The 22,039-nt window shown below is 59.3% G+C and carries 13 protein-coding genes; 5 read left to right on the top strand and 8 right to left on the bottom strand.

Annotation, left to right across the window (positions count from 1 at the left end; translation table 11 throughout):
* Positions 1-36: 36 nt before the first annotated feature.
* The 7 genes from HY011_10810 to HY011_10780 all read right to left on the bottom strand — a co-directional run bounded on the left by HY011_10810 (position 37) and on the right by HY011_10780 (position 10,917).
* Positions 37-3,543: a protein kinase gene (locus HY011_10810; GenBank protein MBI3423416.1), complete on the bottom strand. Its 3,507-nt coding sequence runs from the start codon at positions 3,541-3,543 to the stop codon at positions 37-39.
* Positions 3,530-4,126 (bottom strand): sigma-70 family RNA polymerase sigma factor, encoded by a 597-nt coding sequence (locus HY011_10805; GenBank protein MBI3423415.1) that lies wholly within the window; start codon positions 4,124-4,126, stop codon positions 3,530-3,532. Before HY011_10805 ends, HY011_10810 begins: the two co-directional genes overlap by 14 nt.
* Before the next feature lie 132 nt (positions 4,127-4,258).
* Positions 4,259-5,749, bottom strand: coding sequence for a DUF1501 domain-containing protein (locus HY011_10800; protein MBI3423414.1), 1,491 nt, complete (start codon positions 5,747-5,749; stop codon positions 4,259-4,261).
* Entirely contained in the window at positions 5,746-6,825 is a 1,080-nt protein-coding gene (locus tag HY011_10795; protein ID MBI3423413.1) for a DUF4351 domain-containing protein, read from the bottom strand. The genes HY011_10800 and HY011_10795 overlap by 4 nt, the downstream gene beginning before the upstream one ends.
* Before the next feature lie 22 nt (positions 6,826-6,847).
* Entirely contained in the window at positions 6,848-7,306 is a 459-nt protein-coding gene (locus HY011_10790) for a DUF1569 domain-containing protein (GenBank protein ID MBI3423412.1), read from the bottom strand.
* Between the two features lie 103 nt (positions 7,307-7,409).
* On the bottom strand, positions 7,410-10,268 hold the full coding sequence (locus HY011_10785; protein MBI3423411.1) for a PSD1 domain-containing protein: 2,859 nt from the start codon (positions 10,266-10,268) through the stop codon (positions 7,410-7,412).
* Between the two features lie 415 nt (positions 10,269-10,683).
* Entirely contained in the window at positions 10,684-10,917 is a 234-nt protein-coding gene (locus HY011_10780) for a hypothetical protein (GenBank protein ID MBI3423410.1), read from the bottom strand.
* 530 nt (positions 10,918-11,447) lie between these two features.
* Here HY011_10780 and HY011_10775 point away from each other — a divergent pair.
* Positions 11,448-13,061: an amidohydrolase family protein gene (locus tag HY011_10775; GenBank protein ID MBI3423409.1), complete on the top strand. Its 1,614-nt coding sequence runs from the start codon at positions 11,448-11,450 to the stop codon at positions 13,059-13,061.
* A gap of 126 nt (positions 13,062-13,187) precedes the next feature.
* Here HY011_10775 and HY011_10770 read toward each other — a convergent pair whose 3' ends face one another.
* Positions 13,188-16,070: a hypothetical protein gene (locus HY011_10770; protein MBI3423408.1), complete on the bottom strand. Its 2,883-nt coding sequence runs from the start codon at positions 16,068-16,070 to the stop codon at positions 13,188-13,190.
* A 244-nt stretch (positions 16,071-16,314) separates the two neighbouring features.
* On the opposite strand from HY011_10770, the gene HY011_10765 reads away from it, so the two are divergent.
* The 4 genes from HY011_10765 to HY011_10750 all read left to right on the top strand — a co-directional run bounded on the left by HY011_10765 (position 16,315) and on the right by HY011_10750 (position 22,036).
* Positions 16,315-17,004 (top strand): ABC transporter ATP-binding protein, encoded by a 690-nt coding sequence (locus tag HY011_10765; GenBank protein MBI3423407.1) that lies wholly within the window; start codon positions 16,315-16,317, stop codon positions 17,002-17,004.
* Between the two features lie 300 nt (positions 17,005-17,304).
* Positions 17,305-20,484, top strand: a complete 3,180-nt coding sequence (locus HY011_10760; GenBank protein MBI3423406.1) for a PSD1 domain-containing protein — start codon at positions 17,305-17,307, stop codon at positions 20,482-20,484.
* 164 nt (positions 20,485-20,648) lie between these two features.
* Positions 20,649-21,473, top strand: coding sequence for a DUF1080 domain-containing protein (locus HY011_10755; protein ID MBI3423405.1), 825 nt, complete (start codon positions 20,649-20,651; stop codon positions 21,471-21,473).
* The gene (locus HY011_10750; protein ID MBI3423404.1) at positions 21,473-22,036 is read left to right on the top strand and encodes a lysophospholipid acyltransferase family protein; all 564 of its coding nucleotides are present in this window, start codon (positions 21,473-21,475) and stop codon (positions 22,034-22,036) included. Before HY011_10755 ends, HY011_10750 begins: the two co-directional genes overlap by 1 nt.
* The last annotated feature ends 3 nt before the right edge of the window (positions 22,037-22,039 follow it).

Here is a 22,039-nt window from a genome sequence, read left to right as displayed (position 1 = left end):
CAAAACCCGCAGGCAGGGATGCGCTACGCTCCCAGATCACCGCCGCCGCGCCACCACTTCCGGCTCCGTCGCCGCGCGCCAAAATTTCACCATCCTTGAGTGATCAGCCGTAAACAGCAGTCCGCCATCCGGCGAAAAACCGAGGGCGTTGTTGGCGAGCCAGCCCCTGTGTCCTTTCAGGGTGATCAACTCTTCGCCGGTCGTCACATCCCAAAGCCTGACCGTCTTGTCCTGGCTACCCGTCGCCAATCTGTGGCCGTCCGGCGAAAAAGCCACCGCGCAGACGGGCGCCGAATGGCCCTTGAACACAAACACCTCTCGTCCGGTCTGCACCTCCCACAGGCGGGCTGTCGCATCAGTGCTTCCCGTTACGAAAAAGCGGCCAGCGCGCGCGAGTGCAAAAGACAGGATGGCTGAATCGCCACAGCGATATTCCTTGCGCAGTTGGCCGGTCGAGACTTCCCAGGCTCTGACCGTGCTGTCCGCACTGGCGCCGAAGAGAGTCTTTCCGTCCGGCGAAAAACTGAGTGCGTTGATTCTGCCACGCTGACCGGAGAGCGTTGCCAGCGCCTTGCCACTGCTCACTTCCCACAGTTGCACCTGATTAACACAGCCTGCCGCCAGCGTGCTGCCATCCGGCGAGAAGCTCAACGACTCAATCGGCCCAGCAGCTTTGAAGCTCTTGAGTTCCTTTCCTGTCGCCGCTTCCCAAATCTTTACTTGGGCGTCCACGCTGCCGCCCGTCGCATACCACTGACCATCGGCTGAAACCGCGATGGCAAACCCGAAATCACGGTAAGCTGGCAGTGGTGTGTGCCCTCGTAGCGTCATGATTTCTTTCCGCGTAGCGACCTCCCAGACAGTTGCTGATTGATCTCCCTGCCCAATCAACAATCTCTTCCCATCAGGCGTCAGGACAGCCTGTTTGAAGCCGCCCCATTTTCTGGCGTAGTCATCAATGAACGAGGCTTCGCGTGCGCGGTTCAAGTCCCAGAGCTTGACCGTTCGATCACTGCTGCCGGAAGCAAGCTGCTTACCATCGGGAGTCAGCGCCAATGAAAGAATCCAGTTGCCGTGCCCGCGCAGCACGGCCATATCCTGCCACGAGGCTGTGTCTAAAAAAGTGATCTCCGACTGCCGCTCCGCGTCTTCGCCGCCGATGATCAGCGTGCGGCTGTCGGGCGTGAAGACCATGCGCCGGCCTTTGTTCTTGAGTCGCGCGAGTTCCTTGCCGCTGGCGACTTCCCACGCGGTCGTCAAGCCGCTGCCCGATACCACCACGACCCGGCCATCGGGAGAAAAGAGTGAATTATTCGGAAAGTTCAGCCGTTGGCCGAGGGTGAATAACTCTTTCCCCGCAGCCAGCGCCCACAGCCGCACGGTTCGATCATCACCGCCTGAGACAAACTTTTGCCCATCCGGCGCGACCGCTACAGTAAAGACGCGCTGCGTATGCTGTTTGACTTGGTAAACTTCTCGCCCTGTCGCCACATCAAGCAGACGAATCGAGCCATCGAAAAACCCCGCGACCATCTGTTTGCCGTCCGGGGTGAAGTCCAGGCAACTGAGGCCGCTTTGCAATCCGGCGAGCTTGCTCAATTCTTTTCCAGCGGGCAGCGACACCAGGCTGATCTCTTTGCCATTGTGGAGCGCTAGTGCCAACGTGTTTCGATCACGCGTCAGTGCAGTGATCGAGGCGGGAGGCAAACTGAGTTGCTGCCGCACCTGCCCGGTCGCCGCCTCGCGGAACAACACTTCCGTCACCACCGCCGCTGGCGCTCGCTCGCGTTTCAGCACGACCGTCAGCAGTTGTTTGCCATCGGCGGAAAAGGCCACGCTATCGTTGTTGTTCATTTGAGACGGAAACGGCAACGTTTGCTCTTCCTGATGACTCAGCTTCCACAGGTAGTACCACTCGAAGCCGCGAAACTCCGGCGCGCCCGCCTGCGGCAGATAGGGGTTGAGCAGATCGTGCATCCGCCCGACGTTGGCTTCATCCCAGGCTTGTTGCGCCAAGCCCATGCGCGAGGTGTAAAGCAGGCGGCGGTTCGACAACTCTTGCGTCTCGGCGCGCACGCGCTGACTGTCGGCCAAGGCGCGCTGTTCATTGGCCTGTGCGCGTTGCGCTTCGGCCTCAGTGCGTTGCTGCTCGGCCTCGCCGCGCGCAGCTTCGGCTTGCTGGCGGCGCTCTTCCGCCGTGTCCAGCGCGTGCTCGGCGCGTTGGCGTTGCGTATCGGCGCGGGCCTGTTCGCGTTCAGCGCGCGCTTGCGCGGCCAGGGCGATGCGCGCTTGCCGCAGCGTCGCGCCAAGGCCGCCGAGCAACGCGAGCACGACCAGCGCGGCGGCGGCGAGCGGCACGCGATTGCGGCGCGCGTATTTGAGTGCGCGATAGCCAAAGGTGCCGCGCCGCGCCAGCGTCGGCAACCCGGCGAGATAACGCCGGAGGTCTTCGGCCAGTTGTTCGACCGAACCGTAACGCGCCGCCGGTTCTTTGCGCAGCGCCATCAGCACGATGCTGTCAAGATCGCCGCGCAGGACAGAGGGATGAAGGATGAGGGCGGAGGGATGAGTTTTATTCTTCATCCCTCCGCCCTCATCCTTCATCCCTTCGCTCGGTTTGAGCGGCTCCTGCTCACAAATGGCGCGCGTCAATTCGCCGAAGGTCGTGCTTTGCAAACGATACGGGCTGCGTCCGGTCAGCAATTCGTAAAGCACGACGCCGAGCGAGTAAACGTCGCTGGCGGTGGTGAGCTTCTCGCCGCGCACCTGTTCGGGGCTGGCGTAAGCAGGCGTCATCGGTTGCGCGCCCGACAGCGTGTTCTGCGCTTGCGTCAGGTCGGGTTGCAAGAGTTTGGCGATACCGAAATCCAACAGCTTCGGCGCGCCGTCATCGGTGACGAAAATGTTGCCCGGTTTGAGATCGCGGTGAATGACCAGATGTTGATGCGCGTATTGCACCGCCGCACAGACCGGCAAAAACAGTTGCAGCCGTTCACGCACGCCGAGTTGGCGCGCGCGGCAATACTCGTCGAGCGGCGCGCCCGCGACGTATTCCATCACGAAGAAGGGCCGCCCGTCCTCAGTCGCGCCGCCATCGGTCAAGCGCGCGATGTTGGGGTGATTCAGTCCGGCCAAAATCTGGCGTTCGTGGTGGAAGCGCTGCTTGATCTCGACGTTGCCCGCGCCGGAATTGACGAGTTTGAGCGCGACCTGTTGCTCGAACTGCCCGTCGGCGCGCGCGGCCAGCCAGACCACACCCATCCCGCCGCGCCCCAGTTCACGGATGAGCCGGTAGGGGCCGACATGTTCATTGGCTTGTCCGTGGCCGTTGACGGCAAGGGCTGCGGGCAATTGCATGGTGGGCTGACAGAGAAAGCCCTCGGCCTGAGCGCGCGCAGTCAGCAAGGCTTCGACTTCGCGCCGCAACGTGGCTTCTTGCGCGGCCAACAGGTTGGTGCGCTCGCGTGTGGGTAAGTCGAGCGCGGCGTCAAAAACGGCTTCGATCTGGCGCCAACGTCCGGCAGTCATTTCACGGTTGTTCATCGTTCAAGCCCTCTTCTGGGTACGCGCTGCTGAGTTCCTGATAAAGCCAGGCTTGCGCCAACTGCCATTCGCGCGCGACAGTGCGCGGCGAGACCTGCAACACTTCGGCGGTTTCCGCGACGCTGAGGCCGACAAAAAAGCGCAACTCGACGATGCGGCTGCGACGCTCGTCGAAGCGCGCCAGGGTGTTGAGCGCATCATCGAGCGCCACCAGATCGGGATCATTGCGAATGGTTTCGTTGGCCGCGTCGCTGAGCGAAACGCGTAAGTGTGCGCCGCCGTGTTTTTGCGCCCGGCAGCGGCGCGCCTCGTCCACCAGGATGTTGCGCATCACTTGCGCGGCCAATCCAAAGAAATGCGCGCGGTTTTGCCAGGAGACTTCGCGCCATTCGATCAAATGCACCCACGCTTCATTAACCAGCGCCGTCGTTTGCAAGATGTGGTCGGGCTGTTGCTGCCGCATATATGCGCCCGCCAAGCGCCGCAACTCGCTGTCAACGCAGGGAGCCAACTGCGCGAGCGCGGCTTGATCGCCTGCATTCCAGTCCTTGAGTAATTGCGTCAATGTATGCGCCGCTGTCATCGTCAACTCACTCCGCGCTGTCCTGTTTGTGTGGGGGCGTGATTGTAGTGAAGAAAGAAAAAGAACGGAATGGGCACGAGAAAAACTCTCGTCCATTCCGTCCTGTAACTGCTGAACTTATGTGCCGCCAACTCAGGCTACGATCTTGTGTGCGACCACGCCCGCCACATCGGTCAATCTGAAATCGCGTCCGCTGTACCGGTACGTCAGCCGTTCGTGATCGAAACCCAGCAGGTGCAGCACCGTCGCGTGGAAGTCGTGAATGTGCATGCGATCTTCGACCGCGTGGTAACCAATGTCGTCGGTCGCACCGTAAATAAAGCCCGGTTTCACGCCGCCGCCCGCCATCCAGATCGTGTAGCCGTAAGGATTGTGGTCACGCCCGTCGCCGCTCTCGCTGACCGGCGTGCGGCCAAATTCACCGGCCCAGATGACGAGTGTGTCTTTCAAGAGGCCGCGTGCTTTGAGGTCTTTGATCAGCCCGGCAATCGGCTTGTCCACTTCGCGCGAGTTTTTGGTGTGCAGATTATAGAGATCGCTGTGCTGATCCCATTTGTAGCTGTGCGTGCATTGAATGTAGCGCACATCGCGTTCGGCCAAACGACGCGCCAGCAAACATTGCCAGCCGAAATCGGCGGTCATGGGGTCATCCAAACCGTAGAGCTTTTTGGTCGCGTCGGATTCTTTGTTGACCTCGAAGGCTTCGGGCGCTTGCGACTGCATCTTGAAGGCCATCTCGAAGGTTTGGATGCGTGTTTCGAGTTGCGGGTCTTGCTGGTGCAGCGCCTGATGGCGGCGATTGATGGCTTGCAGCATGTCCAATTCGTAGCGCTGCTCATCGCCCGACAGGTGTTTGCTCAACAGATATTCAATCGGCTCTTTTTGAATCTCTTCGACCTTTAAGCCCGAATTGCCAATCGCCGTGCCCTGAAACGCGCCGGGCAGGAACGCCGAAGACCAGTTCTTTGCGCCACCGTGCGAAAGCGCCGGTTTGATCGTGATGAAGCCGGGCAGGTTCTGATTTTCAGTACCCAGCCCGTACACCACCCACGACCCCATGCTGGGCCGCACAAAGGTCGAGCTGCCGGTGAAGGTTTGCAACAGGGCTGCGCCGTGGTCTACGCCCTCGCCAACCATCGAGCGGATCATGCATAGATCATCTACAACCTCGCGCACGTGCGGCCAGAGGTCACTGACGGGAATGCCGCTCTGGCCGCCCGGTTTGAAATCCCAGAGCGGTTTCATCAACGGGCCCATCTTGCCATCGGCAAAGGCCAGCGGGCGTTTGATCGGCAGCGGTTTGCCGTTGTCGCGGATCAGCCGTTCTTTGGGATCGAACGAATCAATCGAAGACGGGCCGCCATGCATGAACAGGAAAATCACGCGCTTGGCTTTCGGTGCGAAATGCGGCTGACGCGGGGCGAGCGGATTGTCCGATTGCGGATTGCGGATTGCGGATTGCGGATTGGTCGCGGCAAAAAGCTGCGCTTCTTCGGCCAGCATGGCCGTTAGGCCGATTGAGCCGAAGCCTAAGCCAGCGGCGCGCAACCAGGCGCGGCGCGAAACGGGGTTTTCAGTACGGCGATAAATTTGCTGTAGCGCGTTGAGCGTCAAATTATTCATTGGCCTGCTTTCTTGCCTGCTTTCTTAGTGGATTTACCGTTGCGGGGCGTAGCGGCAACCTGCCTGGGTGGATTTTGCTTGAGCCAGGACAGCAATGCAGCTTTGGTTTTGAAGTCGGGCACCGCGATCACCAGCGCGCGTAACTGTTCTGCCGAAAGTTTTTGCAGTTTGGCGCGCGCGGCAGCGCTCAACACGCCGTGGCGTTGCTCAAGCTGCAACATCACAGAGATCAGCAAGCCCTGTTGCAAGCCCTGTTGCAAACCCTGTTGCAAACCTTCCTGCAAACCTTCCTGTCTTCCCATTCGTTCAATCCAAGTGACATACGGCATCTTGCGACCCTCCTCGATTGCATGGATTTCCTGTTTGATTTCTGCTTCCAACTCTGCCGGCAGGCGCATCGCCCAATCCATAAACTTAAACAGCGCCACAATCTGGCGGCGTTGGTGGCCGCGTGCATACAAGCTCCGCACCAATTGCCGCTTCCACGCGAAGCGGCCCTGATTATCGCCGCGCGTCGCCAACGCTTTCAACTGAGCCATGACCGCAACTGCAAACGGATTCTGGCTGGTTTCCAGTTCCGCCCAGCGCGCATGGTAATTGGCCAATTGCACACACGGAAACGTAAAGGACAACGAGCAGCCCCAATTCGAGACGGCATAGCGCGCTTCGACACGCCGTTTTGTCTCGGTGATCACGGCCAGACTGACGACCTCGGTGCCGGGATGTTTGGCGCTGATACGGTAATGGTAATCAAAGACCCGCCGCGCAAAACCACGCAGCGCACGGCCCTGCACTTCGATATGAATCAGCAGCCATTTGACCTGCCCATCCTTGAGCCAGACTTTGTAAAGCTTATCCGCATATAACTTCCCGCCTCGTAGCTCCGGTTTGAGTCGCGCCAACTCCTTGTCCAGCGGTTCATAGTGTCGCGTCCAATCCACCGCGCCTGCGATTTCCGGGAAGAAGAACGCCAAAAAGTCGGGCAGACACGCGTCCAACAATTCCTTCCAGGCGCTGTCCTGATCATCCGGCGCGCCTTTCACGGGTTCGACTGGCTTGGGCGGGCTGTTTTTCATCGGCAATCGCCTGTGGAACCGCTCATTCGCCAAACTGACGAAAATGATGATCGGCGTGAAGGTATCCCCAACGCCGCCACTCCGCTTCGCTCATCACACCGAACATCGAGTGCCGTCCGGGTTGGAACGCAGGCGGTGGCATGGCAAAGCGCCGGATCAATCGTTCAAGCTTTTGGCGGTCTTGCTCAAATTCCGCCGGCGGCGTGCCATCCAGTTCTTGATCAGCCTCGCGGACCGTTTTGATGCCGTGCGGCCATTGTAGTGGTAACGAAAGCGCCAACCATTTCATCACGTATTTGGTGAACCAATTGCCCCGCCAGGTCGAGTCCCGCTCGCCTAAGCCCATTAGATAGGAATCACTCAGATGACACAGCATTTGGTGCGGCGTCATCTTGCCCCATTGGCGCGGACTATCGGGACGCAGCTTGCTCAAGCGCGTCAGGATTTCATTTAAGTCAGCAAAGTTATTGAGACTCTTCATCAGTCTTTGAGACGGTACCGCGCGCGTCAGCAAGCGGAGTCATCGCAAGCAGCGCGGTTAGGCTATCAGTCGAGCGCCGCCTGCTGACGCGCGCGGTACGCCTTCAATCCAAGTACAAAAAATCATTCGACGCCATCAGCACACGGCAATAACTTTGCCAGGCTTTCTGCGCGGCGCGCGCGCCTGCGAATTTCTGCTGGTAGCCCGTGATGTATTTCAACCCGGCGGCCAATTCGTCCTGACTGGCCGGGCGATTCAGGATGCGCCGATAAACCGCAGCCAGGCGCGCCGCGTCATCTTCGGCCGCATCCGCCAGCAACGCTTTTGCCAGATCGGTCGAACGCTCCGTCAGGAATTCGCTGTTAAGCCAGAACAGGGCCTGTGTCGCGACGTTGGTCAATTGCCGTTTGCCGTTCATCGTCGTGGCATCGCCAAAATCGAAAAGGTTCAACAGCGTCGGCAGATTGGCGCGCCGCAGCGGCAAATAAACCGTGCGGCGTTTCTGCTTATCAGGATTGATGCTCAAACGGCCCTGACTGGTTTCGCCATCGGTGCCGCGCCCGCTTTGCAATGAACCGCCCATCGTCAAATCAAGCGTGCCGTCAATCGCCAGCAAGCCATCGCGCATTTCTTCGACACTCAAACGGCGGCGGTTGAAGCGCGAGAGCAGGCGGTTGTCAGGATCGGTTTCCAACGCCGCAGGGTTCTCCGAAGCCATTTGATAGGTGCTCGACAGCATCAGCAGGCGGTGCATCGCCTTGATCGAATAACCATGCTTGACGAACTGTTCGGCCAGATAATCCAGCAATTCCGGGTGCGTGGGGCGTTCGCCCATCTTGCCCAGATTGTCGGGCGTGCGCACTATGCCTTCGCCAAAATGCCATTGCCAAAGGCGATTGACCAGCACGCGTTTGGGCACCGGATTGTCCGCGCTCGTCAGCCAGTCGGCGAATTGCAAACGCCCGCTGCCGGCGAATTGCGGCTTGGTGTCATAGCGCGCCAGGATTGCCGGGAACGCGCGCGGGGCCTCTTCGCCCTTGTTGTTGTAATCACCGCGAATCAGCACGGGTTGCGTGACGGGCGTGTCTTCTTCTACGGCGCAAGCCAGTTCGGGTTCGGGCGGCGCAAGCTTCTTTAACTCTGCCTGCTCTTTGTGCAGCTTCTCAAGCGCCGTCCATTGCTCAGCGTTGAAAACCTTTTTGTCTTTGTCAGAAACACCGAACGGGCCAGCGTCAATATAAACATCGTTGAAAAAGCGGTCATCGCCGTCTTCAAACTTGGGCTTGTCGGGTAGGGTTTTATTGTCGGCGAGCGCCGCCTGATACTTGGGCCGCCACGCCGCCAGCGTCGCGTTCCATTCTTCAAGTTGTTTCAGGAAGCGCGTTTGATAGCCTTCGGCGACTTCGGCCTGTTTATCTAAAGACGCAGCGTTCCATTCATTCAAATAACCGCGCACTTTCGCCGGATCAGGCTTCAGGAAGCTGACCCACTTTTGCAGCAAAGCGAGGTTGAGTTTGGTGCGCAACACCACGGCTTCCACCTTTTCGCCATCCTGATAAACCTGCCGCGCCGCCAGCATGTAATCGGCCAAGCGTGCGCCGTTCGCTTTGACGAGCGCGTCTTTCACTGCATCGTTGATCTCATCCAGCGCCAGCCGCAGGCGTTTTTCTTTTTCGCCGTGCGCCTTTTTCGCCGCCTGGTATTGCTGCCATTCGGCCTTGGGCACCAACGGTTTTTCGAGCACGACCGAAACATGCGAATCGGGATTGGTGAAGCTGCGCGTGCTGGCGAACATGCCGATCATCGCATAGTAATCTTTGGTCAGAATCGGATCGAACTTGTGGTTGTGGCAACGCGCGCAGGCCAGCGTCATGCCCAGGAAGGCTTTGGACGTGACATCCACCTGCTCATCCCACACGTCATACAGCATCTTCATTTTGTCCTGCTGGGCAATGGCTTTCGCGCCCAGCGCCAGGAAGCCGGTGGCGATGATGCCACGCCGGTTCACTTCGCCACCATCAGGAGCAGGCAGCAGATCACCGGCGATCTGCTCGCGCGTAAATTGATCGTAGGGCATGTCATCGTTGAAGGCCTTGATCACATAATCGCGGTACTTCCAGGCGTGCGGATAGCGATGGTCTTCGTCATTGCCGGTCGAATCGGCATAGCGCGCCACGTCCAGCCAATGGCGTCCCCACTTTTCGCCATAACGCGGGCTCGCCAATAAACGCTCAACGACTTTGGCAAAGGCATCGGGCGCGTTGTCAGCCAGGAAATCGCTCATCTCTTTTTCGGTCGGTGGCAAGCCGGTCAGGTCATACGTCGCGCGGCGCAACAGCGTCAGTTTGTCAGCAGGCGGCGCGGGCTTGACACTCTTGGCTTCCAGCTTCGCCAGCACAAAAGCATCAAGCGGCGCTTTGACCCAAGCCGTATCTTTGACCGTGGGAAGCGTGGTTTTGGCTAACGGCTGAAAGGCCCAATAGGCTTTTTCTTCTTCGGTGAATTCGCGCGTGCTCTTCGGCGCGGCTTTCGTTTCGCCAGGCGCAGCGGCGACGGCACCGGCAGCGGGCCAGGGCGCGCCCATTTTCACCCAAGTAGCGATGGCATTGATCTCAGCGTCTTTGAGTCTGCCCGAAGGCGGCATTTTCAGCGCTTCGTTATAGCCGATGACTTTCAGCAAGCGGCTCTCTGCGAACTGCTCTTGGTTGATCAGCGGGCCGCTCTCGCCACCCTTGGCGAAGCCTTCCGCCGAGGTCAGATCAAGTTTGGCCACTTGTGCTTTGGCGTTATGGCACTTGGCGCAATTGGCGATCAGCACGGGCCGGACTTGTTTTTCGAAAAATTCAGCCGGATCGCTGCTTTGCGCGGCCACCGGACGTAAGCGCACCAACGTTCCCGCCAACGCCAAACCGGCGCTCAACGTCAGCACGAAAAGTTTCAACTGCCGAATGTTCATCCGCATAGTTCTACATGCTCGCCTGTGTGTGAAAAAGAGTTCGATCGGAGATGCCTGTATAACTGCGCCGCGCGCGGCAGTCAAGCAATTGGTCTGACCTCTTTTGAAGAACCGAAAACAATTCGACTGGATGAATAGGATTTTTCTTGCTGTAAAAAATTCGATGAGAGAAGTTCAGAGTTCACGCTACAGCGTGTGTATGGCGGCCCGCAAACACGCCACAGCGTGAACTCTGAACGTTTGCGCCCTTGCCAGCCCCGCATTATTTACAGCAAGGGTTTTTTTCAAGATTGCCAGCCAAGGCCCCTTGGCTGGCAAAGAAAAAAGAACCCGCTGCTACGTTGGTAACAGCGGGTTATAGGTAAGGAGAGAGAAAAGTTTTAAGTAGCTTTGAATCTTTTTTGGGCGCAAGCGAACCGGCTTAGCGTTGCTCATCCGGCTTTTTCTTTTTGTCATCTTTTTTTTCATCGCGCGGCTTATCACGGTCGTCTTTCGGTTTGTCGCGTTCGACGGGCCGCTCTGGCACCTTCTGCTTGTCTTTTTGCAGCACCGTCCACTCGTTCGTCGCCAGCCTGACCGGCTGGGCCACGCTCGCCACCGTGAGCAGCGCGCTGAGCAAAAACGAACCGACCAGAATTTTGCATACATTCATCATAGTTACCTCCCCTGCCCCACTTGCGTTTCGTAGCCTCAAATGACAGCCCGGCAATCCGTTATTGAGTTGCCGGGGAATCGCGGGCAAGGGGACGTCCGCTGCTTGCGTTTCCTTCTCAGTGTTGCGCGCCGCGATCAAGCCGCAGCGATCTTAGCAAACTTTCCAAGACTTGGCGCGCGCAACTTCAATGCTGCTGCTGCCAGCCCTTTCTTTCTCGTGACGGCTTAGAGCAATGAATGTGCCAGATGAATCGCGAATCCCGGCAGACGGGCTAACACACGGTATCGCTTGAGTTATTTCAATCCGTCCAAACCAAGCGGCACAGTTGCGCAAGGCGGTTTGCCCGATTCGGTAGGCAGGTCTGAACGATATGGTGCATCGGCCTGCACTCTTCAAGGCAATCTTTACTCAGGCATTCTGCCAGAGTAGTCTTGGCCCTCCTAAATCCGCTTCCAAACTTCATGCTCAGGAGACGACCTATGCGAACCCGTGCTTCTTTGTTGTTTTCTTGCACACTGGCGTGGCTGGTAATGGCGCTTTTCGCCACGCTGGCAATCGCTCAAGCAACACGTTCGATCACCCCTGCCCCCGACCGCCGTGCTGACGAAGGCGAAGGCCCCTTTGACCGCCTGGTCATTCGCGGCGCGACCTTGATTGACGGCACGGGCGCGCCGCCGCTCGGCCCCATGGATGTGGTCATCGAAAACAACCGCATCCGCGAAATCCGCAGCGTCGGTTACCCCAAAGTCCCCATCCGCGAAGCCAGTCGCCCCGCCAAAGGCACAAAGGAGATTGACGCCACGGGCATGTTCCTGCTGCCCGGACTGGTGGATTGCCACGCGCACATTGGTGGTGTCGCCCAAGGCACGCCCGCCGAATATGTGTACAAACTCTGGCTGGCGCACGGCGTCACGACCGTCCGCGATCCGGGTTCGGGCAACGGCATTGACTGGACGCTCAAGGAACGCGAACGCAGCGCGCAAAACAAAATCGTCGCGCCGCGCATTTTCGTCTATGTGCGCCCCGGCATGAATTGGGAAGGCGGCCAAATCCTGACGCCTGAAAAGGCCCGCGAATATGTGCGCTGGGCCAAACAGAAAGGCGCGGATGGATTCAAGATCATCGGCGGCGATGCAATCTTCGACCCCGAAATCCTGAGCGCGCTGCTCGACGAAGCCAAAAAACAGCAGATGGGTTCGACCACGCACATGGCGCAAACCGGCGTCGTGCGCACCAACGTCATCCAGGCCGCGCGCATGGGCATGGGTTCGATGGAGCATTGGTACGGTCTGCCCGAATCGCTGTTTGCAGATCGTCAGGTGCAGGACTTCCCGCTCGATTACAACTACAACGACGAATCGCACCGCTTCGGCCAGGCGGGGCGTTTGTGGAAACAGGCCGCGCCCCCGGGCAGCAAGAAGTGGAACGAGATCATGGATGAGTTGATCAAACTCAACTTCACGCTCGATCCGACCTTTACGATTTACGAAGCCAGCCGCGACCTGATGCGGGCCATGCGCGCCGAATGGCACGACCGTTACACACTGCCCTCGCTCTGGCGCTTTTACACGCCCAGCCGCGAGGCCCACGGTTCTTACTGGTTCAACTGGACGACGCAGGACGAAATCGAATGGAAGAACAACTATCGGCTCTGGATGACGTTTGTGAATGAGTACAAAAATCGCGGCGGGCGCGTCACAACGGGTTCTGATTCCGGCTTCATCTACAAAACTTACGGCTTTGAATACATCCGCGAATTGGAGCTGTTGCAGGAAGCTGGTTTCCATCCGCTCGAAGTCATCCGCGCGGCGACCTTCAACGGCGCTGAGTTGCTGTCGCAACAGCAAAACCGTCCGATGGAATTTGGCGTGATTCGTCCTGGCAAGCTGGCCGATTTGATTCTGGTGCCGGAAAGCCCGGTGGCGAATTTGAAGGTGCTCTATGGCACGGGCGCGATCAAGCTGAATGACCAGACCGGCCAAGTCGAGCGCGTCGGCGGCGTGAAATACACGATCAAGGACGGCATCGTGTATGACGCCAAGAAGCTACTGGCCGATGTCGAAAAGATGGTCGCGACGGCCAAGGCGACGGAAAAGAACGCGCCCGCCAGCGGCAATGGCACGACGGCAGCGCCTCGGCAATAACCCTGGGTACGCAGCGCTTCCAGCGTGCAGACTCGGCAACAGACGGAATGATGCCGAAGGAAAACCCTACCGGCATTACTCGGTCTTACGCCGAGACTGCACGCTGGAAGCGATGCGTACCCAGGTCTACTTGATACTCACGCGCACCACATTCGCCGCCTTTCCATCCACCAACACAGTGATTTCGACTTCGCCACGCCCAAGCAGCGCACGCGGCAAGCGCGCATTCAGTTGATCCACACCAATCAATCCGCCCTGTGCTGCCGCAAAATTCACCGGCGCATTCACACCACCGACTTTTACTTCGACATTGTCCAGCGCTGCCCGCGCGCGCCAGCCGCTGCCGAACATCACCAAGTACACCTGATCGCTGGCCGCGCCCAGATCAATCGGGCGCGGCACGAACCGGTTTTGCTGCGCGTCGAATTGGCCGATGGCTTCGTAACTCTGCGAGCCGTCGGCTTTGACACGCAACGCCACCGCCGCAGCCAAGCCTTTGCCCGTCGCGTTGGCGGTGAATAGGCCCGGCGCAGTCGTGCCGATTTGCGCCGTGCTCAAGCTGGTTTCGCCGCTGGCATTGGTGATCGTGATCGTCGCCAACCCCCGCGCTGTGCCCGCCGGAATTTGGTAATTGACCTGCGTGGGCGAGACGAAAAAGAGCGGCGCGGCGCGCTCGACGCCCAAGCTGTCTTTCACCTTGACCGAGGTACCGCCCAAGGTCGTCGGCAACGCGGCGGTCGCCGAAGCGGTCGTATTCGCCAGATTGCCGCCGAACGCCGCGACGATGGATTCGGCGGCCAGCAAGGCTTCGCTGTAACTGGCGGCGGATAGATGCGCCGCGCGTTTGACCGGCGTCGGGAACGCAGTGCGATACCAGCGCAACAGGTCGCGCAAGGCTTGCGGCGGATTGGTCGGCGCGGGCTGATGCAGCACCACGTCAGTCGTATTCAAGCCGTGGCAATTCGTGCACGAACGCATTTCGCCCGGTTGGAAGGTTAGCCAGTACCGTTCGCGCACGACGCCTTCGCCATTGGGTTTGGTGAGTTGCCAGGACAATGCGCGCCGTGCGGGAACGAAAGCCGCGATGCTGCCGTCGCTGGCAACCTGCACGCTGCCGAACGGCGCGTTGGGCACATTCGGCAACGGGCTGTCGTGCTGGATTTGCGCGATGGGCCGCCGTCCGCGCGTGTAGCCGTTGTAGCCGCGCACCAAATCGCCTTGCAGGAATTGAATGTACTGCACGTCCACCGGCGTCGCGTTCGCTTCGGCGGTTTGCACGCCGCCCACGACGCGCAGGTTGTAATCCTGCTGTTTGTCGGCACGGCGCGTGACGTTGCGGCTGACGACCAGCGCCAGATTGCGCGCTTCCAGAAAGGTTTTGAATTGGTCAATGCCCGCCTGTCCACCGAGTTCCTGTTGCAGGATGTTGGCTTCAATCTCAGGCAAGGGCGTCTGCAACTTGGCGGGACGCGGGCGCACGCGGATTTCGACGGGGTCGAGTTCCCAGAGTTGGCCGCTGAAATTGAGTTGCGTGTAAGTCTGATTGTCCCAGTAGGTGATCGTCTTGTTGATGCCGTTGGGCAGCAGGCGTTCGCCCGGTAACCAATAGCCACCGCCCTGCGCGGGCCGCGTCATCCGCACCAGCCGAAAGTTGTAGCGCGAACTGAGCGGCTGTCCGGCGGTTTTATCGGCATACGTTGAAGTCGTATGCACGGCGATCAACGTGCCGGTCGAGAGCGGCGTCGGGTTGCGAAAGAGGCCCACGTGATTGAGCGGCGGCTGTTGGGCGTCGGCAACGTAGGAGCGCGTCACCGGGTCGGTCAGATATTCAAATTGCATCTGCTCGGCATTGGCCGTTTTGGGCGCGTTGAGTGCGATGATCTGCCCGGCGGCGTGCGTGGCGAATTCGGGCGCGTTCGTGCCGATGAAATAGCCGGGGCGCAGCGGGTCTTCTTTGATCTGCAAAAAACTGGCGGAGGTGCGGCGCGTTTCAGCCGCGATGAACTCCGGCAGGCCGTCGTGCGATGCATCGAAGTAGCTCAGCAATTCGTGCCGTCCGATGTGATTGAGCGTTTCCAGTTCGGTGCCGTCTTCATTCATCTGCCAGGGGAAAAACTGGTTGATCGTGTGGCGGTGATTGTAACTGCCACTCGGCACGCGCAACGGTTCGGGAAAAACCTCCGGCGCGCTGCTCAGCTTTTCGTCGCTGTTTTCCGAAGTGAAATTGAACGGCTTGTATACGTCAGGGTCGTACTCGTTTTGCTGGTCGCGTTGCAGGTGATCCCAGCGCGTAAAGACCAGCCGCCCATCCGCCGCGATGCTCGGCGTGAAATCGCCCGACACCGCGTGATCCAGCAAGCGCACATCCGAACCGTCGGAGTTCATTGACCAAATGCCGGTGTTAGTCGCCTGCGATTCGTATTCGTCGAGTTGCGGATAGCTGGCCTTGTCGCCATTGCGCGGGCGATCCGAGGTGAAAATGATGCGGTCGTCGGTACCGTAAAGCGGCGAGACGTTGTTGTTGTCCGCCGGTTGCGGCAGGCGCGTAAACTTGACCGCTTCGCCTTTGCCGAAGCCCGTGACTTCGTAAAGCTGATAAAAGACCGCTGAATAGTCGTCTTTGGTCGTGCCGCCGCTAGCGATGGCGACCAGCGCTTTTACGCCCGACCAATGCATGCTCGGTTCGCGCACGATGATCTCTTCGCCCGCCTTCGTGCCCAAGCCCGCTTCCTGCGTCAGATTGCGCAGCGCGCCATCGCTGTAGCGAATCCACAAATCGCCGCCGCGCGGCGCCAGTTGGGTGCGTGGCAGATGATTGCCAAAGACGGCGTTGACCGAGATGAAATCGGCGCCAAAGGGCGGCTGGGTCACAAACATGATCGCGGGCAAATCATTTTGCGCCCCCGCCGGGGCGATTCCGCGTATGAACCAGTGAAACCCAAACATCGTGGCGAGCAGTACCGGCAAGATGAACAAACGTTTGCCGCGGGTGACCAAAGCAATAGCCATGAAACGCTCCCTAAAAAGATGAAGGTGTCTGCGGGGGATGCATTGAGGAAAAGCCGTGAGGGATGAGCAACGTTCAGGGGTGTTAAAAAGCGTGCGGATTGTGCGCGATGGCTGCGGCTGCCGTCAACCATTGCCAAGTTCAAAAAACAAAGTACGAACTATTTAGTAGTTTGAAACGTAGACCGTCGCAACGTCACATACTGCCGCCCATGAAAACCGAACTTGATAGGAGCACAGCAAAACTATGACTGTTGAAGGCTTGCCTTTTGTGATGATGGAAGACCTGACCAAAGCGTTTCGCAACGGCAGTGTCGAAACCCCCGTGTTGACCGGCGTTGACTTGGCGATTCAGCCCGGCGAATTCGTCGCCGTCCACGGCCCTTCCGGGTGCGGCAAATCCACACTGCTCGCGATTATGGGATTGCTCGATTCAGCTTCGGGCGGTGTCTATTGCTTTCGCGGCCAGCCGGTGCAAAGCCTGAAACTGGCCGACCGCGCACGGCTGCGTAACCAGGACATCGGCTTCGTTTTTCAAAGCTTCAACCTGATCGGCGATATGTCTGTGTTTGAGAATATCGAACAGCCGCTCAGTTACATGAACGTCAAAGGCAGCGAGCGCAAAGAGCGCGTCACGGGCGCGCTCGAACGTGTCGGCATCGCCGACCGCGCGCGCATGCGCCCGGGGCAGCTTTCGGGCGGCCATCAACAACTGGTCGCCATCGCGCGCGCCATCGTGTGCAAACCGGCCATCCTGCTCGCCGACGAACCCACCGGCAATCTCGATTCGGCCAGCGGCGAGGCCGTGATGAAGCTGTTGAAAGAACTGCACGCGGCGGGCACGACAATTTGCCTGGTCACGCACGACACACGCTTTCTGCATCTGGCCGACCGGCGCGTCAAGATGCTGGACGGCAAGATCGTGCGCGAGCATTGAGCCGAGCAGAATTCGCCGCCAGAGTAGCGCAACCCGCCGAGGTTGCGCGGCTTCATCAACTCCAAAATTGGTTGCAGTTGGCGCGGTGGCACGCTTGATAAAACAGCGCAACCTCGGCGGGTTGCGCTACTTTGACTAAACTGCCTGTAACTTCATTCCCGCCAAAAGCGCCGGATCGCCTCGGCTTGCATCTGCCTACTCTTCCCAAAACGTCTGTGCTATCTTTCCCGCGCTTTTGATTCCCCGCTGGCTGCGCCAGCATTCATAACAGCAACTTCAAACCAGCATCGGACAGCACCTATGAACCGAGTGTCGAAGTTCATCATTTGCGCCGCCTTCCTGCTGGCGTGCGGCCTGACTGTCTGGCCGCACGCGGCGTCCGCTTTTTTCCAGCAACCCAAAGTTGATTTCAAACGCGACATTGAACCGATCTTTGCGACGGCCTGCGTGCAATGCCACGGCGCGAAGAAAGCCGCCGGGCAATTGCGGCTGGATTTGAAACAGGCGGCGCTAAAAGGCGGCATCTCCGGCGCGATTCTGACGTCCGGCAATGCCAAAGCCGCGCGCCTGCTCGCGCGCATTCTAGGCGAGGGCGGCGAACAGCGCATGCCGCTGAACAGCGAACCGCTCAAGGCCGCACAGATCGAACTCATCCGCCGCTGGATTGATGAAGGCGCGACTTGGCCGGAAGAGAACCCAGAACTCAGAACTCAGAACTCAGAACTTTCAAAGCATTGGGCCTACATCAAACCTGTTCAAACGGCCTTGCCGCCGGTCAAAAACCAAGCCTGGGTGCGCAATGCGGTGGATGCGTTCATTCTGGCGCGCCTGGAAAAAGAAGGCTGGCAACCGCTGCCGGAAGCCGACAGTGCGGTGCTCTTGCGGCGCGTCTATTTGGATTTGACCGGCCTGCCACCAAGCGTGAAAGAGGTGGATGCTTTTCTGGCGGACACGACGCTGGACGCTTACGAAAAGGTCGTGGATCGTTTGCTGGCGTCGCCGCAATACGGCGAACGCTGGGCGCGTCCGTGGCTCGATCTGGCGCGCTATGCCGATTCGAACGGCTATGAAAAAGACAACCTGCGCGTGATGTGGAAATACCGCGATTGGGTCATCAACGCGCTCAATCAGGACAAGCCCTTCGACCAATTCACGCTTGAGCAGATCGCGGGCGATATGCTGCCGCCCGCTGCGACCAAAGAAGCCACTATCGAACAGCGCATTGCCACCGGCTTCCACCGCAACACGATGGTCAATCAGGAAGGCGGGATTGATCCGTTTGAGGCGCGTTGGGAAACCATCGTTGACCGCGTGAATACGACCGGCACCGTCTGGCTGGGCACGACGATTGGTTGCGCGCAATGCCACAACCACAAATACGACCCCTTCACGCAAAAGGACTACTACCGGCTCTTCGCCTTTTTTGAGAACGCCGAATACGAGATTGCGCATCAGGGCGACAACAACGATCCCTTCACGCGCTACGTGCTCGAACCGGTGCTCGATTTGCCGACGCCGGAACAGGACGCCAAACGCCAAACCATCACTGCCGAGATCAACCAATTGCAGGCGCAAATGAAAGCGCCCAGCGCCGCGGCCAGCGCCGCCCAAACCGAATGGGAACGCGAACTGGCCGCCGAACCGCAACGTTGGACGCCGCTCGAAATCACCGCCGCCAAAGCGAGCGGCGGCGCGACACTGACCAAACAAGCCGACCAGTCCTGGCTGGTCAGCGGCGCGCAAGCCGAATACGACAATTACACGCTGACAGCGAAAACGGCATTGCCCAAACTCACGGGCCTGCGCGTCGAAGCCTTGCCCGACCGCAGCTTGCCGCAATGCGGGCCGGGCCGCGATCCTTACGGCAACTTTTTGCTGACCGGGATGGAGGTGCGCATCAACGGCGGTCAGCCAGTGACCTTCAAAGACGTCCGCGTAGACGATGCCGCCATTCGCCCCGACGCCAAAGACTTTTTTGTGGATCGTCGCAGCACCGCCGCGACCGACCGCCCCGCCGGCTGGTTCATCAACGCGACCAGTGACGAAGGCGAACGTTTGACGCGCCAACTCGTGCTCATGCCCACGACACCCTTGACGCTGACTGGCCCGATCACGCTGACCATCAAACTCAAACATCAAGGCGGTTCGCTGTGTCAAAGCATTGGCCGCTTCCGCCTGTCGGCAACCGATGCGGCGAATCCGGCGCACATTGTGAATGTATCCGCCGCGCAGCGCCGCTGGCTGGAAAGGCCCGTCGCTGAGCGCACCGTCAAACAGCAGGAAGCGCTGACCGACCGCTTCCGCAGCAGCGCGCCGCTTTTCGAAGCAACGCGCGACCGGTTGGAAAAGCTGCGCGATGAATTGAAAGCTTTGAACATCGTGACCGCGCTGGTGCTGGGCGAACAGAAAAGCTATGAACGGCCTTCCACGTTCATTCGTGAGCGCGGCAATTTTATGAACAAGGGCGAACAGGTCTTCGCCGCCGTGCCCAGCGTCTTGCCGCCGCTGCCCGACAACGCGCCCGCCAATCGCCTGGGTCTGGCGTTGTGGCTGGTCAACGAGAACAACCCGCTGACGGCGCGCGTCGCGGTCAATCGGTTCTGGGAGCAGATTTTCGGACGCGGCATCATTGAGACCAGCGAGGATTTCGGTGCGCAAGCCGCGCCGCCCTCGCATCCCGAATTGCTGGACTGGCTGGCGGTCGAGTTCATGAAACCGATGGAGAAAGGCGGTTTCGGCTGGAGCATGAAAAAGCTGGTGCGCACGCTCGTGACTTCTTCGGCGTATCGGCAAGCCTCGAACGCCACGCCAGCCTTGCTCGAAAAAGACCCTTACAACCGCCTGCTCGCGCGCGGGCCGCGCTTTCGCCTGGAAGCCGAACTGGTGCGCGACAATGCGCTGGCTGTTAGCGGCTTGCTCGCACGCAAAATCGGCGGCCCGTCGGTGATGCCATTGCAACCCGAAGGTATTTGGAAAGCGCCCTACAGCAGCGAGAAATGGCAGATGAGTCAGGGCGCAGACCGGTACCGGCGCGGGTTGTATACCTTTGTGCGCCGTTCGTCGCCGCACCCGATGATGTTGAATTTCGACGGCGTGAGCCGCGAATTTTGCACCGTGCGCCGCACGCGCACCAATACGCCGTTGCAGGCGTTGAATGCCTTGAATGACGAAGCAATGTTCGAGGCGGCGCGCGCCTTGGCGCAGCGCATGCTGAACGAAGCGGGCGGCGATGCGCGGACGCGGCTAACCTACGGCTTGCGGCTGTGCGTCGCGCGTCAGCCCAAGGCCGCTGAGCTTGAGCGACTGACGGCGCTCTATCAGCAACAACTCGCTTATTTCAACGCGCACGCCGCCGAGGCCGAGCGCGTCGTCAAACAACAGATCAAACCCGCATCCAATTGCAGCACGGCGGAAATGGCCGCTTGGACGTTGGTGGCGAATGTGCTGCTCAATCTGGATGAAACACTAACCAAGCAGTGAGGAAGCGGAGGTTGAAAGAGGTTACGGAACAAACAGAAAAGATTGATTGACCTAACTGGTTTCTTCCGTCTGTTCCGTTATTTCCGTCTGTTCCGTAATCTCTTCCCTGGCTTCAGTCTTTCGTGACTTTCGATCACTCAACCCAATCGAGGAGAACACCAACCATGCAGAAACTGAATACGCGCCCCTGGCTGGCCTTTGCGGCCATCGCACTGATCGTGTTGGTTCCGGCCTGCGCCAGCGCCCAACAACAGCCCGCGCCATACACCCCGCAGCAAATCGAAGAAGTACGCAAAAAAGCCTTGGAGATGGGCCTGCTCTTGCCGCCGCACGAAGCGCCCAAAAAAGAACCCGCGGTCGTCACGCCCGGCGCCAAACCCGGCGATCCGCCCTCGGACGCCATCATCATCTTCGACGGCAAAGACCTATCGAACTGGAAAAGCCTGCGCGACGGCGGCGCAGCGAAGTGGGCGGTGCAGGACGGCTATCTGCAAGTCGCGCCGCGCACGGGCGACATCGTCACCAAAGGCGAATGGGGCGATTACCAATTGCACATCGAATGGGCCACGCCAGCCGAAGTCAAAGGCGATGGCCAAAACCGTGGCAATAGCGGCATCTTCCTGATGGGCCGCTACGAAGTGCAGGTGCTCGATTCGTACCAAAACCCGACCTACTTCCACGGCCAGGCGGGCGCGGTTTACAAACAACACGCGCCGCTGGTCAACGCTTCGCGCAAACCGGGCGAATGGCAGACCTACGACATCATCTTCACCTCGCCGCGCTTTGATGAAATCGGCAACGTCACGCGGCCCGCGCGCGTCACCGTTTTTCATAACGGCGTGCTGGTGCAAAACAACGTGCAAATTTACGGCGAAACCTATAACGATCGCGCGCCGCTATACATCCCGCATGGCCCCAAAGGCCCAATCAAATTGCAGGATCACGGCAATCCGACGCGCTTCCGTAACATCTGGGTGCGCCCGCTGTAATGCGCACGACCATCTTCGACACGCCCGTTTTGAACAAGCTGTTGCAACGCAGTGCGCACAGCTTGTTCAAACTCTGCGGCTGGCGTTTGGAAGGAGCGCTGCCGGCATGCCCGAAGTACATCATCATCGCCGCACCGCATACGTCGAATTGGGATTTCCTGTTAGCAATGGGCGTGGCTTTCGCCTTTCGCTTCAAAGTGTATTGGCTGGGTAAGCACACGCTGTTTCGTTGGCCCCTGGGCGGCATCGCGCGCTGGCTGGGCGGCATCGCGGTCGAACGTTCAGCCAACCACAACCTGGTTGCGCAAAGCGTCGAGCAGTTCCGCCGTCACGATGCGCTCATCCTGGGCATCCCGCCCGAAGGCACACGCCGGCAAGTGACGCACTGGAAGACCGGGTTTTATTACATCGCCGCGCAAGCGCAGGTGCCAATTGTGTTGGGCTTTTTTGATTACGAAAATAAGGTGACGGGCTTCGGGCCGACCTTTACGCCGACGGGCGACATCGAAAAGGATATGGCGGAGATTCGCGCGTTCTACGCGCCATTCACGCGACATAAGTAAGAG

The organism is Acidobacteriota bacterium (assembly GCA_016196035.1).
Taxonomy (GTDB): domain Bacteria; phylum Acidobacteriota; class Blastocatellia; order RBC074; family RBC074; genus JACPYM01.
Note: the sequence above shows the minus strand (reverse complement) of the source record. Positions and strands in the feature narration are given on the sequence as shown.

Excerpts from the sequence above, each read along its gene's own strand:
- HY011_10810 (MBI3423416.1), bottom strand. The coding sequence starts at position 3,543 with ATGAACAACCGTGAAATGACTGCCGGACGTTGGCGCCAGATCGAAGCC.
- HY011_10805 (MBI3423415.1), bottom strand. The coding sequence starts at position 4,126 with ATGACAGCGGCGCATACATTGACGCAATTACTCAAGGACTGGAATGCA.
- HY011_10800 (MBI3423414.1), bottom strand. The coding sequence starts at position 5,749 with ATGAATAATTTGACGCTCAACGCGCTACAGCAAATTTATCGCCGTACT.
- HY011_10795 (MBI3423413.1), bottom strand. The coding sequence starts at position 6,825 with ATGAAAAACAGCCCGCCCAAGCCAGTCGAACCCGTGAAAGGCGCGCCG.
- HY011_10790 (MBI3423412.1), bottom strand. The coding sequence starts at position 7,306 with ATGAAGAGTCTCAATAACTTTGCTGACTTAAATGAAATCCTGACGCGC.
- HY011_10785 (MBI3423411.1), bottom strand. The coding sequence starts at position 10,268 with ATGCGGATGAACATTCGGCAGTTGAAACTTTTCGTGCTGACGTTGAGC.
- HY011_10780 (MBI3423410.1), bottom strand. The coding sequence starts at position 10,917 with ATGATGAATGTATGCAAAATTCTGGTCGGTTCGTTTTTGCTCAGCGCG.
- HY011_10775 (MBI3423409.1), top strand. The coding sequence starts at position 11,448 with ATGGCGCTTTTCGCCACGCTGGCAATCGCTCAAGCAACACGTTCGATC.
- HY011_10770 (MBI3423408.1), bottom strand. The coding sequence starts at position 16,070 with ATGGCTATTGCTTTGGTCACCCGCGGCAAACGTTTGTTCATCTTGCCG.
- HY011_10765 (MBI3423407.1), top strand. The coding sequence starts at position 16,315 with ATGACTGTTGAAGGCTTGCCTTTTGTGATGATGGAAGACCTGACCAAA.
- HY011_10760 (MBI3423406.1), top strand. The coding sequence starts at position 17,305 with ATGAACCGAGTGTCGAAGTTCATCATTTGCGCCGCCTTCCTGCTGGCG.
- HY011_10755 (MBI3423405.1), top strand. The coding sequence starts at position 20,649 with ATGCAGAAACTGAATACGCGCCCCTGGCTGGCCTTTGCGGCCATCGCA.
- HY011_10750 (MBI3423404.1), top strand. The coding sequence starts at position 21,473 with ATGCGCACGACCATCTTCGACACGCCCGTTTTGAACAAGCTGTTGCAA.